Source organism: Burkholderia latens (assembly GCF_001718795.1).
GTDB lineage: Bacteria > Pseudomonadota > Gammaproteobacteria > Burkholderiales > Burkholderiaceae > Burkholderia > Burkholderia latens_A.
In genome coordinates, this window is sequence record NZ_CP013437.1 from 327,959 (window position 1) to 341,240 (window position 13,282).

At 67.4% G+C, this 13,282-nt stretch carries 13 protein-coding genes; 6 read left to right on the forward strand and 7 right to left on the reverse strand.

Annotated elements, in window-relative coordinates; genetic code table 11:
• Positions 1-8: 8 nt before the first annotated feature.
• The 4 genes from WK25_RS17095 to WK25_RS17110 form a co-directional block, all read right to left on the reverse strand.
• Positions 9-1,208, reverse strand: a complete 1,200-nt coding sequence (locus WK25_RS17095) for an MFS transporter (RefSeq protein ID WP_226208999.1) — start codon at positions 1,206-1,208, stop codon at positions 9-11.
• 233 nt (positions 1,209-1,441) lie between these two features.
• Positions 1,442-2,518, reverse strand: coding sequence for a sensor histidine kinase (locus WK25_RS17100; RefSeq protein ID WP_038570710.1), 1,077 nt, complete (start codon positions 2,516-2,518; stop codon positions 1,442-1,444).
• Positions 2,519-2,655: 137 nt separating this feature from the next.
• Positions 2,656-3,039: a response regulator transcription factor gene (locus WK25_RS17105; RefSeq protein WP_069242183.1), complete on the reverse strand. Its 384-nt coding sequence runs from the start codon at positions 3,037-3,039 to the stop codon at positions 2,656-2,658.
• 130 nt (positions 3,040-3,169) lie between these two features.
• Complete coding sequence (locus tag WK25_RS17110) at positions 3,170-3,823, reverse strand: response regulator transcription factor (RefSeq protein WP_156432166.1); 654 nt, start codon at positions 3,821-3,823, stop codon at positions 3,170-3,172.
• A gap of 237 nt (positions 3,824-4,060) precedes the next feature.
• On the opposite strand from WK25_RS17110, the gene WK25_RS32115 reads away from it, so the two are divergent.
• From WK25_RS32115 to WK25_RS17125, 3 genes are all read left to right on the forward strand, one after another.
• Complete coding sequence (locus WK25_RS32115; protein ID WP_226208996.1) at positions 4,061-4,651, forward strand: DUF4148 domain-containing protein; 591 nt, start codon at positions 4,061-4,063, stop codon at positions 4,649-4,651.
• Between the two features lie 108 nt (positions 4,652-4,759).
• Entirely contained in the window at positions 4,760-5,308 is a 549-nt protein-coding gene (locus WK25_RS17120; protein ID WP_069242184.1) for an RNA polymerase sigma factor, read from the forward strand.
• 180 nt (positions 5,309-5,488) lie between these two features.
• Positions 5,489-5,938 (forward strand): universal stress protein, encoded by a 450-nt coding sequence (locus tag WK25_RS17125; RefSeq protein ID WP_226208994.1) that lies wholly within the window; start codon positions 5,489-5,491, stop codon positions 5,936-5,938.
• Between the two features lie 26 nt (positions 5,939-5,964).
• Here WK25_RS17125 and WK25_RS17130 read toward each other — a convergent pair whose 3' ends face one another.
• From WK25_RS17130 to WK25_RS17140, 3 genes are all read right to left on the reverse strand, one after another.
• On the reverse strand, positions 5,965-6,423 hold the full coding sequence (locus WK25_RS17130) for a DUF3331 domain-containing protein (RefSeq protein ID WP_038570719.1): 459 nt from the start codon (positions 6,421-6,423) through the stop codon (positions 5,965-5,967).
• A gap of 86 nt (positions 6,424-6,509) precedes the next feature.
• A complete protein-coding gene (locus WK25_RS17135) occupies positions 6,510-6,899 on the reverse strand; it encodes a BON domain-containing protein (protein WP_069242186.1) in 390 nt (129 codons plus the stop codon).
• A 259-nt stretch (positions 6,900-7,158) separates the two neighbouring features.
• A complete protein-coding gene (locus tag WK25_RS17140) occupies positions 7,159-8,541 on the reverse strand; it encodes a sensor histidine kinase (protein WP_069242187.1) in 1,383 nt (460 codons plus the stop codon).
• 332 nt (positions 8,542-8,873) lie between these two features.
• Here WK25_RS17140 and WK25_RS17145 point away from each other — a divergent pair, with 332 nt between their 5' ends.
• Genes WK25_RS17145 through WK25_RS17155 form a run of 3 tightly spaced genes read left to right on the forward strand, consistent with a single transcriptional unit; the run spans position 8,874 to position 13,265 of the window.
• The gene (locus WK25_RS17145; RefSeq protein ID WP_080294419.1) at positions 8,874-9,611 is read left to right on the forward strand and encodes a TetR/AcrR family transcriptional regulator; all 738 of its coding nucleotides are present in this window, start codon (positions 8,874-8,876) and stop codon (positions 9,609-9,611) included.
• A complete protein-coding gene (locus WK25_RS17150; RefSeq protein WP_038570724.1) occupies positions 9,608-10,462 on the forward strand; it encodes an FAD binding domain-containing protein in 855 nt (284 codons plus the stop codon). The genes WK25_RS17145 and WK25_RS17150 overlap by 4 nt, the downstream gene beginning before the upstream one ends.
• Positions 10,443-13,265, forward strand: coding sequence for a molybdopterin-dependent oxidoreductase (locus WK25_RS17155; RefSeq protein WP_069242188.1), 2,823 nt, complete (start codon positions 10,443-10,445; stop codon positions 13,263-13,265). The genes WK25_RS17150 and WK25_RS17155 overlap by 20 nt, the downstream gene beginning before the upstream one ends.
• Positions 13,266-13,282: the final 17 nt, after the last annotated feature.

Sequence of the window (13,282 nt, forward strand, 5' to 3'; positions counted from 1 at the left end):
CGTTCGTCTCAGAACGCCGCGAGCGACACCCGCTTGCGGTGCTCGACGACGGACAGCAGGAACGCCGCCAGCCCGCAGGCGGCGATGAGCGTCAGCAGCATCGTCCTGCCCATCGTGACCAGCACCAGGCTGCCGAGCGCCGGAAATCCGAACACGCCGACGAAGTACGATGCGACGAACCATGTGAGCACCGCGCGCCGATGCCGTGCATCGGCGCTGTTGACCGCTTGCGCCTGAACGATCGGATAGATGAGGCCGTAGCCCGTGCCGAGCAGCACGGCGCTGGCCGAATGCAGGAGTGCGTGATGCGGCACGGCGAACGTCACCGCGACGCTGAGGATCATGAAGCCGAGCAGGATCTGCGTGGTTGCATCGACGCGCATCCGGATCACCAGCGCGCTGAGCAGCCAGCGTATGACGACCACCGTGGCCGAATAGAGCCCGAAGAACGTTCCGGCCTTCACGCCGGTTTCCGGCGCCATCGACATCTGGAACGTCATCAACCCCGAGAAGACGCTCGAGCCGAGCGCGATGATCGCGATCGGATAGATTGCGTGCGTGCGGGCAATCGCGCCCATGTCCCGAACCCAGCGTTCGCGCACCGGCGGCGCAGCGGGCAATGATGCCGGCGACGCCGGCGACAGGCGCCCGAAGCATTCGAGCATGACGGCGGCCATCGCGCACAATCCGCCGACGGCGCAGAACACCGTCCCCGTCGTCCAGTGCAGGTTGCGTATCGCGAGCGCCGCGACGGCCGGGCCGCCGCCGACGCCTGCCATCTGAAACGATCCGAACCGCAGGAACCAGCGCTCGCGTTCGGTATCGGTGGTGCGCTCCGCGAGCATCATCGGTGCGGCGAGGTAGAACGCGCCCCAGCCGACGCCGACCAGCAACCCGGGCACGGCGCTCAGCGAACCGGTGCGATCGATCAGCGCGAAGCCGACAACGCCCGCGCCGACGACCAGCGCGGCCAGCGCCGTCGTACGTGCGGTGCCGATCGAACGGGCGAGCCATGCGACCAGCGGCAGGCCGATCAACGCGCCGACCATGGCCTCGACCAGCGCGACGCCGGTATCGAAATCGCCGCCGCCCGTCGAACGAAAATGCATCGACAGCAAAAACGTCGCGCCGTATCCGCATGCCGTCAACAGCGCGCCGAGCAGCACGAACGACGCAACGCGCGGCGACATCGTGTGAGGATCGGGCATCGTGCCTCCCGTTGTTTCGAAACCTTGCCTTCGTTGCGCGGTCATCTCTGGCAGCCGCGCCCGGCCTTCCGATTAAACACCTGCGATGTATCCCGCATATGTCGGCGGCGTATCGCAATGTACCGGACGAAACGCCGGCATCCGGCTCGGGCGACCCGCCATGCACGCGGCCGGATCGCGCTCGCCCGATGCGGAACGGGCTTCGAACGACGGACGGTTTCCGGGCGCTGCGTTCATGCGGGAGCGAGCGGCAGCGTCACCCTCGCCTCGAGGCCGCCGGTGCTGCGATTGTTCAGTTGCAGGTCCCCCTGCATCGCCCGCGTCAGCCGGCGCGCGATCGCCAGCCCCAGTCCTGAACCCGGGGCGCGGGCCGAGGTCTGCGGCGCGCGGTACCAGGGTTTGAACACCGCCTCCAGCTCCGCCGGCACGATACCCGGCCCCGAATCCAGCACGGTCAGCATCACGTGCCGTCCGTCGACCCGCACACACAGGCGCACCTCGCCCCCGTAGCGCAGCGCATTATCGATCAGATTGACGAGCACGCGGCGCAGCGCGTGCGGGAACGTCACGAGCGGACGCCCGACCCGTCCGTCGAGATCGACGGTCAGGCCCGCGTCGCGATAGCTGCCGACCAGCACACCGAGCATCTCGTCCGCGTCGACGCGGCGCGGCGGCTCGGGCACGCTGCATTGGAGCCGCGCGCACGCGAGGCTCGCGTCGACGAGTTCTGCCATCTCGGCCAGATCGCGCTCGATCGCATCGCGCAACACGCCGTCATCGAGCATCCCGCTGCGCAGCATCAGCCGAGTCAGCGGCGTGCGCAGGTCGTGCGCATAGGCGGCCAGCACGTGCAGCAATTCCGTCATGCGCTCCGCGTGCTGGCGGTGCGCGCCGTTGATCGCGCGTGCGAGGGTCGCGATCGACGGCGCGCCGCGTTCGGCCCACGTATCGGGGAGCGCTTCTATACCTTGCTTGTCGATCGCATCCGCGAGGTCGCGCACGGTCGCGTCCAGCCTCAGCATCCGCAACCACGCCCACAGCGCGGTCGCGACCAGCATGAACGCGAGTGTCGCGACGGCGGCGATCAGCAGGCCATTACCTGCCGCCGGGCGCAATGCGTTCGCGAACGTCGTGCGCGCGTCGTACATGCCGGCCGCGACCCATGCAACGCCGCCGACGATCATCAGGCACACCGCCAACGCGACGCGTTCGCGCGAATGCGGGAACACCGCGCGGGCGATGCCGCGCAGGCCGCGCGTGGCCCGAGATTCAAACAAAGTCGCTGACGATAAGGTGGGAAGGTGCGCCATCTTCGTTCTCCTGTCGCCGTCGCAGCGGACGGCACAAGACAGATGAAAACACGCGCGAGGGGGCCTGCACCATCAAACGAGCGGCCATTCACCCCCTACGAAGGTTTAGGTCGCCGGGCCAGGCTGCCGCCGATCGGTCAGCGCTGTCGCAGCGCGCGGGCGAGCCACCCTTCGAGTTCTCGCGCATCGATCGGTTTTTCGAGGAGGCACACCGCGGCGCTCGCGCGCACGCGCTCGCGTTGGCGGCCGGTGGCGAACGCCGTCGCGAATATGGTCGGAATGCGCACGCCGGCGGCTTCGATCCGCGCCAGCAAGTCGATCCCGTCCATCCCGGGCAGCTGGATGTCGCAGATCAGACAGCGCGTGCGTGCGACCATGTCGGACACGAGGAATGCCTGCGCCGACGCAAACTCGCGCGCATCGCCGCCGAGCGCACGCACGAAGCTTCTCACGGCGGCGCGCACGAACGGATCGTCGTCGACAATCGCTACGAGATCGGTGACTGAGAGTGAAAGAGGCATTCGTACTTATGGCCAGGGGAACGAGCGCGCTCGTCCCAAATGCAGCAACACAAGTTGCCAGCATACCGCCTCGCCGCCCGACCGCCACCATATCTACGTATGGGTCGGCTTTCTCCCGATGGCGCCGTCGCTAGCGCGACGGCAGTTCAATGCCGAGCGCGGTCATCTTGCGCACGAGTTCAGCGACCGAGCGACACTTCATCTTGCGCATCGCCTGACCGCGATGGATCTTGGCCGTGATCTCGGCGATGCCCATGTTGCCCGCGACCTGCTTGTTCATCAGGCCTGTCGCGACGTGTTGCAGCACTTCCCGCTCCCGCGGCGTCAGCGATTCCCAGCATTCGCGCAAATCGAGCAGCGACTGGCTGGCCTCCAGCCGCTGCGCGTCGCGGTCGAGCGCCGCGACCACCGCGTCGATCATTTCCTGATCGTGAAACGGCTTCGTCAGGAAGTCCATCGCGCCGGCCTTCATCGCCTTCACCGTCATCGCGATGTCGCCGTGCCCGGTCATGAAGATGATCGGCATCTGCGGACCGCCATTCTCGACCAGCGACTTCTGAAACGCGATCCCGCTCTGCCCGCGCAATCGAACGTCGAGCACGAGGCAAGACGGGCCCGTTGCCTTCGGCGCCGCGAGAAACGCCTCGGTCGACGCGAATGCGTACACCTCCAGATCGATCGAGCGCAACAGGCTGACGAGCGCGGCACGCACGAATTCGTCGTCGTCGACGACATAGACGACACGGGCACTCCGATCGCCGGATGAAGTCGCGATGTTGGGCATGGTGATCTCGGGCATTGAACTATTCGCTGGTGAATTTGCTGGGATGGCCGCGCGGCGGCGCGATGGCATCGCGACGCATGCACTGCTGCAGCCGCATCGAAGCGGGATGCCCCGTTCGCATCCGTTCGGGCGGGCACGTCGCGGCCGTGCATGCGGACGACGACCCAACGATCACCCACTTTGCCGGCACCAATGAAAACACGCGAACCCCCGAATTATTCCAGTCGCGATTCACCGATGCAACCGCGCATGCGAACGGCTGCGCGGTTCACCGAATTCCGCGACATCGTCGAGCGCATGACCGCACGTCGTGCATCGGCGTGCGCGCGGGAACACACCCGCGAACCGCTCGCACCGCGCGTCCCGCGTCGTGCGGACATGCGTCGCCCCACACATTGGTATCCGAATGTATCGGGCTTCGGCGCGGATACACGGCATTGCAAAACGCCGCGCCCGGGACACACGGGAGATACCTTCCCGGCGCTCAATACACACACGGCGGCACCTGATGCAAACACGACGCCACGGGCCCGTCAGGCTCGCGCGCCATCGGGTGACGCGAACACGTTCCGATCCATCCCACTTCAGGAGCCTCGCATGAGCATGTCAAAAATCACCTTCGCGTTTGCCGCACTCGCACTGACCGCATCGGCATACGCGGCATCGCCGGCGGAAACGGTCGCCGGAAATTACGACGTGCAGGCAGCAAGCCATTGGTCGCCGCTCGCGCCGATGGCAAAGACGCGCGCGGAAGTCCGTCAGGAGCTCGCCGCGGCGCGACAGAACGGCGAGCTGGACGCGCTGCGGAAACTCTATTCCGGGCATTGAACGGCCCTCTTCGTGTCGGCCCCGGCTCGCGCGCGCACCGCAGGCGCCCTTGCCAGCGCGCGGGCCGTGACCGCATTTCGCCCGATGTATCCGCACGCCCGTCAGCCAATGAAGCAAACCGAATTCTCAGCGATGCTTCCCGACATGCTGCCGCGCCTCCGTTCGTTCGCGCTGCGTCTGACCGCGAATCGACACGACGCGGACGAACTGGTGCAGCGTGCATGCATTCGCGCGCTCGAGCGGGTTCATCAACTGCGAACCGACACGGCGCCGGTCAGTTGGGTCTTCTCGATCGTCCATTCGATCTGGCTCAACGAGTTGCGGCGACGCAATCGTCGCGACCGCCTGCTGCTCGAATACAGCGACGCGCTGCTGGAAACGGTCGCTGATCCGCGCGCCGCATCCGAAACCGCAGTCGCCGTCCGCCAGATCGTCGATGCCGTCGAGCGGTTGCCGGAGCCGCAGCGCGTCACGCTACTGCTCGTCAGCATCGACGGCCTCAGCTACCGCGAGGCCGCGCACTCGCTCGACATTCCGGTCGGCACCGTCATGAGCCGGATATCGCGCGCACGCAATGCGATCCGCATTGCGCTCGGCGGCGCCGACGCAACACGAACGCCGCGCGGCAATTTCGCGGGCTCCGCGAGCGACGGCTGACGCCCGCTGCCCGCTGTCGCGTGCCGTTCGATTCACGTTGATCCGCATCGCGCACCGCGCCGCGCCGCGCGAAAAATGCACGAACGGCGACGGAATAAACGACGTGCATCGCGTGTTCAGTGTAGGCAATCGCATCCGCCGCGGTGAATGCGGCCGGGCGCCTACTATTCGACACGAAACATGTCAGCACTTTCCAGAATGCTACTCGTCTATGACGGAACCGACGAGGCACAGGCCGCGCTCGTGCGATGCGCGGCACTGTCGCGCGCACTGTCCGCCGCGGTCGACATCGTGACCGTGGTCGATCCCGTCACCGCGAACGCGCAGTCGGCGGGACTGCTCACCGATCTCGCGCACCATCGCCTCGAGGAATTCGCGCGCGACGCGCTTGACCGCGCGATTGGCAAACTGGCGAACGACGGCATCGTCGCGCGCGGCTTCCTGCGGTTCGGACGCGCGGTCGACGCCGTCGCCGCGCATGCGTTGACCACACGTCCGGACATGATCGTCGTAGGGCACCGCGCCAGCAGCGGGTTCGCGCGCTGGTGGCGCGAACGACCGGTCCATTTCGATCTGGCCGAGCGCCTTCGCGGTGCGGCGCTGATCGTCGTGACGGTACCACCGGCCTAAAGCCGCCGCCGCACGCGCCACCCGCATCACGCGTGCGGCTCGAGCGTGTCCGGCGCCGCGACGCCGGTGCGCGGCTGAATGGTCGCCGCGAGAATCATGCGTTCCCGGTTCGCGGTGAGGCACACGTCGCTGGAGCGCGGACGGAACACGCGATCGCCGCGCGCGATCGCGCTTCCCGTCAACGCACAGACCGCGGGCGCGCGTGCGCGGCTGCTGCACCAGATCTGCTCGGTATACCGTCCCGAACGCGGGTCGCTCCATGAAACGCTGATCATGGACGACGACAGGCACTCGATCACCTCGATCGCGTAAAGCCGTTCGTCCCGCGTGAGCGTGTCGCCGTCGTCGCATCGGCGCAGGCCGAGGCGGCGCGCCTTGTAGCGCGTGCGCTGCGCTTGCCGGCAAACATCGCGTTGTTCCAGCGAAGGGTCGAGGACATTGATCAACGTGCGAATCATGATGTCCGCTTCAGGCAGTGTCGCCATCGCCGTTTCTCCCATCCAGTCGTGTCGGTCGTGTGAAAGCGGACGCCCGTCCGCGCGCTGGCACGGCGCGTGCGGGCGTCCGTCGCTCAGGCGCCGCCTTCCGCGCGCAGCGTGATCTTGCTGTTGACCGACGTGACGCCGCGCACTTTCCGCGCCGCGTCGACCGCCAGATGATCCTGGTCTTCGCTGTCGACCTGGCCGGTCAGCGTCACGCGTCCGGTCGACGCGTTGCCGAACACGACGATCGGCGTCCCTTCAAGGCCCTTCGTCCGGGACAGCGCCTTCTGAACGGAGCGCGAGAACGTGCGATTGGCGGCGCGCACCGCCTTCTTCGACGAGCCGGCTGCGGGCGTCGAAGTCTGCGCTGCATCCGCCGCGGCTGTATCGGGGCGTTCGTCTGCGAACGCGCGCACATTCACGCCGGCGAGCAGGGCGACGGCCAGGCCGCCGGTTACGACGATGTGTCGGAGTTTCATGATGGGTTCCTTGGATGTCTGGTGTCGTATCGACAAGCACGTGTATTCCGGCCGGCTCGCCGACGTGTCGGCCGAGCCGCCGTCTACGCGAATCGTGACCGGTGCAGCCAGCATACGGTGACGTGTGGACGCGCTCCATAGCATCTGCAGCTAGCCGAGTGACGCGTCGGCATAAGACGCCGCATACGTTTGTATAGGCACCGGCTCGATCTCCGCATGCGCCCTTTCGGGCGACGTACGGCGATCGCGCCGTGTCCGCTCATATCGAAGCAACCGGCAGCGTGACCGTGGCCCGCGTTCCACCGTCGCCGCGAGGCGCGAGCTCGAGCTGCCCGTGGTGCGCTTCGACAATGGACTTGCAGATGGAAAGCCCCATCCCCATTCCGTGCGGTTTGGTCGTAAACAACGGCTCGAACAGACGCGCCGCCAGCTGCGGATCGAAGCCGTCGCCGTTGTCGTCGATCCGGATGCGCAGCAGGCTCGTGTCGGACTCACATGTCAGGACGATGACACGCGCGTCTTCACGGGTGCCCATCATCGATTCCGCGCCGTTCATCAGCAGACTGATGATGGCCTGCTGCAGCTGCACGCGTTCGCCGCGCACCGGTATCGCGGACGCACATCCGTCGACGCGCAATTTCACCTTCATCGCGTCCAGCGTGCTTTCCAGTATCTCCCCGGCCTCGCGCAGCGCATCCGCGAGGTCGAACACCGCGAACTCGGGCGCCGCGCGCCGCGCCCGCGCACGCAGCGCACCGATGATGGTCCGCGCGCGCACCGTGCACGCACAGATGTGCGCCAGCATTTCCCGGGCGGCTTCGAGATTCGGTGCGGTGCGATCGAGCCATTTCAGCCCGGCACGCGCGGACGTGTCGATCGCGGTGATGGGCTGGGCGACCTCGTGCACGATCGACGCGGCTAGCTCTCCATACGCCGTCAGCCGACTGTTGCGATCCATTTCCGATCGGGTTTCGCGCATCGCGGCTTCGACGCTGCACAGGCGCGCGCGCTGCGCGCGCAGCTCGTCGCGCAGCCGCAAATTCTCGAGCACGCAGCCTGCATGAAGCGCAACGACCTCGACCAGCGCGGCCTTCGCCGGCGTGAACACGCCCGGCACATCGCGATGCTCGAGATACAGCGCACCGGTCAATTCGCCATCGCACCGTATCGGCATGCAGATCACGGCACGCGGCTTGCGGCGGCGCACATAGTCGTCGGTTCGCCAATGGTCGGCGGCGCACGCATCGCGCAGCACCATGCCGTTGCGCAGGTGCACGGCGGCGGCAATGATCGGCACGGGCAGCCGGTCGACCGGCCGCCGTTCGGGGTGGGCCGCGTTCGCGGCCGTCGCCTCGGCGACCGCCTCCCAGCCGCCGTCGCGCAGGACGGCGATCACGCCCCACGTTGCCGCCGCGCCGCGCAGCGCGGATTCGAGCAGTGTCGCGACGCGCGTCGCGGGCGGCGCATCGTGCGCCATCGCGCGCGAGACGTCGCGCAACACGTGCATGTCGGACGACGGCAGCGATTGAGACGTGACTGCGTCAAAGGCCGGCGCTGCTTCGGCGCCGCCCGGGTCGGCGAGCGGTTTCCATGGCGTCCGCGCAGCGAGCGTGCTGCAGGCATCGTCGAGTTCGTTGTTCATTCGTCTATCTCCTGCTTGCCGGCATCGGCCTCTGCCAACCTGAAATTAACATTTCGTGTAGTGAGTACTCCACAAACGAATGGTAGCATCAGTTTCTCAAAATAAAAATGTGAAGATTTCGATTGCCAGCACTTCATGCCCAAGAAGGTGTCCCTGATGATGACTTCAATATCTTGAATTTATTGAATATTTATGATTTGTTGCGAAGCCGACAAGAGTTCCGTAGAATCCGGAATTCATGTAGCGTTCCCTGTATGAAAGTTCGAGGAATGCCGCTGTTTCAGGTTTCTTTCAGGCGGCAAGATGAGGTTGCCGGCCGTCACAGGAGCGGTATGACTCAAGCAGCAAAACCCAAGGCGGTGCGCGGAACCGGTGTCCGGGAGGCAGCAGCCCAGGAAACCCGCGACAAGATCCTGCGCGCGGCGACCAAGGTCTTCGCGCGCTACGGCTACGAAGGCGGCAGCGTGGAGCGCATCTCCAGGCTGGCGAAGTCGTATGACCGGATGATTTACTACTACTACGGGAGCAAGGAGGGCCTGTTCGTCGCGGTGCTCGAAGGCATCTATCGGCGCATGGACGAGGCGGAGCTGAAGATGGCGCCCGATCCGTCGGATCCCGTGGAAGCGCTCAAGACCGTGGTCCGCTTCAAGCTGGACTACTATTGGCGCAATCCGGATTTCATCACGCTGCTCAACACCGAGAATCTGCACCAGGGCAAGCATTTGTCCCGGCTCGAACGTCGCGGCGAATATTCGTCGCATGCGGTGCGGACCGTGGCCAGGATTCTCGACAGCGGCGTAGAACAGGGACTGTTCCGCACGGACCTGAACCCGCGCGACGTTTTCCTGCTGATCATTTCGGCCGCGTATTTTTATACGTCGAACCGCCACACGTTGTCCGCGTTCCTCGGCGAGGATCTGACCGCGCCGGAGGCCGTGCGCCGCTGGGAAGCGTTCGTCATCGACAGCGTGCTGCGGGTCGTGCGCAAGGATGCGGCGGCCGACGCTCGCGCGTGTGCCGGCGCCGATGCCGCCCTTCACGATCATGACGATGCAGACGGCTTGAGATGAACTACATTCGCGCCACTACGGTCGACGAAGTGCTCGATACGCTCGCCGCGCAGGCGCGGCCGCGCATCGTGTGCGGCGCCACCGACGCATTTGCCGATATCGGGCTCGTGCCGGCGCGCTCGGCGTGGCTGGACATCAGCGGCGTCGACGCGCTGCGCCGCATCGAACGGCATGACGGCGTCGTCCGTATCGGCGCGGCCGTCACGTGGGACGCCATCGCCCGCACGGCATGGCTGCCCGTCGCGCTCACCGACGCCGCCGCTTCGATCGGCCCCCGGCAAATCCGCGTCCAGGGCACGATCGGCGGAAACGTGTGCCATGCGTCGGCCGTCGCGGACGGCATCCCCGCGCTGCTCGCGCTCGATGCGAGCGTCGAGCTGGCCAGTGTGCGCGGCGTGCGACGCCGGCCGTTGGCCGAATTCGTGCTCGGCAACCACCGGACTGCGCTGGCCGCCGACGAATTGCTGGTCGCGCTGCAGTTCGCGCTCCCGCGCGCGGGCGCGCGCACGTCGTTCATCAAGTGCACGAATCGCGACGGCGCGGCGATCGCCGTGGTGTCGGCCGCCGCACGGTTGCGCGTGCGCGCCGGGCACACGATAGAGGAAGCCGCCGTCGCCGTCGGCGGCGCCTCCGACGTTGCGCGCCGGATGCCGGTGCTGGAAAATGCGCTGGCCGGCCGGCGTCGCGACGAATTGGCCGACGTGATCGCCACGTCGCCGCTGGCGGAGCTGTCGCCGGCCGACGACTGCCGCGCGACCGCGCTGCACCGCCTCCATCTCGCGCGGCTGGCGATCGCACGCGCTTTCACATGCTGCATCGAGGAGAACGCCCGTGGCGCATTCCCCGCCTGAACCGCTCGCCGATGTTCGCGAAATCAACTCGGCCGACCGCGCCGCACATGCGCCGGAACCGGACTGGTTCGACCTCAACGGCACGCGGCGACGCCTGCCGGCAGACCGTTCGCAGCGCCTCATCGACCATCTGCGTGCGGATCTGCGCCAGTTCGGCACCAAGGAAGGCTGCCGCCAGGGCGACTGCGGCAGCTGCACGGTAATCGTCGACGGCGACGCACGTTATGCGTGCCTGATCCCGGTCGGACAAATCGCCGGGCGCCGTATCGTCACCGTCGAAGGCCTTGCCGCCGGCACCCGCTGCGGCAGCAGCCTGCAGCAGGCGTTTCTCGCCCATCAGGCCGTGCAATGCGGCTTCTGCACGCCCGGCATGCTCACCGCGGCAGCGGCGGCTATCGATGCCGGCGACGTGCGCGACCGCGCCGGTGCACGGGCTGCGATCGACGGCGTGCTGTGCCGCTGCACCGGCTATCAGAAAATCGTCGACGCGGTCACTGAAGTCGGATGCGGCGCGGCCGCGCGGTGCCGCACGCATGCGCCGGCCGAAGGGCCGTCCGTCGGCGTGCCGCTCACGCGTCTCGACGGCCCCGAAAAAGTGGATGGCAGCCAGCGCTTCGGCGCCGACGACTATCCGGCCGACAGCCTGTTCGTGCGCGCGGTGCGGTGCCCGCATCACCGCGCACGTTTCACCTTCGGCGACCTCGCCGCATTCGTCGACGCGCATCCGGGCGTGCACCGCGTGCTCACCCGCGCCGATGTGCCGGGCCTGAATCTGCACGGCGTCGCCACGCCGTATGCGGACCAGCCGGTCCTGCCGGATACCGAAACACGCCACCATCTCGAGGCGGTCGCGCTGGTCGTCGGCGAGCGCGCCGCGATCGCGGCGCTGGACCTCGATCGTTTTCCGGTGCGGTGGGAACCGCTGACGCCGGTGCTTGCGGTCGCCGATGCCGTGCTGGACGACAGTCCGCGGCTGCACGCCGATCGCCCCGGCAACGTGCTGATCGAGGGCGTGGTGTGCCGCGGCGACGCGGAGCGCGCGATACGGGACGCCCGGCACGTCGTCAGCGCAACCTTCGAATCCAGTTTCGTCGAGCATGCGTACCTCGAGCCGGAGGCCGGCTGGGCGCGACGCGTCGGCAACGTGATCGAAATCCATTCGTCGACGCAAGCGCCGCATCCGCATCGCGCCGATCTCGCGCGCATTCTCGGCGTCCCGCCGGAGCAGGTGCGCGTCGTCGCAACCGCGGTTGGCGGCGGCTTCGGCGGCAAGCTCGACATGACGGTCCAGCCGCTGCTCGCGATCGCGGCGTGGCATCTCGACCGGCCCGTCGCGATGGTGTTATCGCGCGAGGAGTCGATGGCCACGTCGACCAAGCGTCATCCCGGCCGCATGACGTCCAGCATGGCCGCCGATGCCGACGGCCGGTTGCGCGCTGTGACGTTCGACGGCGACTACAACACCGGCGCGTACGCGTCGTGGGGCACGGCCGTCGCGAACCGCGTGCCCGTGCATGCGGGCGGCCCTTACGTGATCCCGCACTACACGGCGCACACGCGCGCAATTCATACGCATGTGACGCCGGCCGGCGCTTTCCGCGGCTTCGGCGTGCCGCAGACGACGATGTCGCAGGAACAGTTGATCGACGAATTGGCGTTCGCAGCGGGCATCGATCCGCTCGAGTTCCGCGCGCTGAACGCGCTGCGCCCCGGCGATACGCTGCCGACGGGACAAGTGCTCGACGACAGCGTCGGCCTCGTCGCCTGCCTCGATGCGCTGCGTCCCGCGTGGCGCGACGCACGGGCGCGGATCGCGACGCTCGACGCGGCGGCGTCCGGCCACATTCGTCATGGCGTGGGCATCGCGGCCTTTTTCTACGGCTGCGGCAACACGGCTCTGCCGAACCCGTCGACCGTGCGCTTCGGCATCCGCCGCGACGGCACGATCGTGCTGCACCAGGGCGCGGTGGATGCCGGGCAAGGCGCGAACACTGTCATTCCGCAAATCGCGGCCGACGCACTGGGCGTACCGGTCGACCGGTTGCAGTTCGTCGGTCCGGATACCGCACTGTCGCCGGATTGCGGCCGCACGTCGGCGTCGCGGCACACCTTCATCACCGGACGCGCGGCGTTCCTTGCCGGCACGGCGCTGCGCCACCGGCTGCTCGCGTTCGCCGGCGCGGCGCCCGCCGCGCGGATTTCATCGGATGCGCGCGGCATAATCGTCGACGGCCGCCCGCTGGATCTGCGGACGCTGCCCGTCGACGCGCACGGCTACGTCATCGCGGCCGAGGAACGCTTCGACCCGCCGACCACGTCGCTCGACGCGTCGGGGCAAGGCACGCCTTATGCAACCTACGCGTTCGGCGCGCAAATGGCGGAGGTCGCGGTGGATTGCGAAAGCGGCCGCGTGCGGGTACTCAAGGTCGTGGCCGCGCACGACGTCGGCAGGATGGTCAATCCGACGCTGCTCGAAGGACAAATCGAAGGCGCGGTCGCGCAAGGCATCGGCATGGGGCTGATGGAGAAGTATCACCCGGGCCGATACAACAATCTGCACGACTACGTGATTCCGACCGTGCACGACATGCCGGACGTGCAGTCGATCTTCATCGAAGCGCCGACGGCGATCGGGCCGTACGGCGCGAAGGGCATCGGCGAGCCCGCGCTCGTTCCGACGGCCGCGGCCATCCTGAACGCGATCCATCACGCGACCGGCGTACGCATCCGCGAGGCGCCGGCCACGCCGGATGTCGTGCGGCGCGCACTCGCGGGCGGCAAACGGTCTTCCGCGCTTCGATAGCGCCATTCCTACTTCGC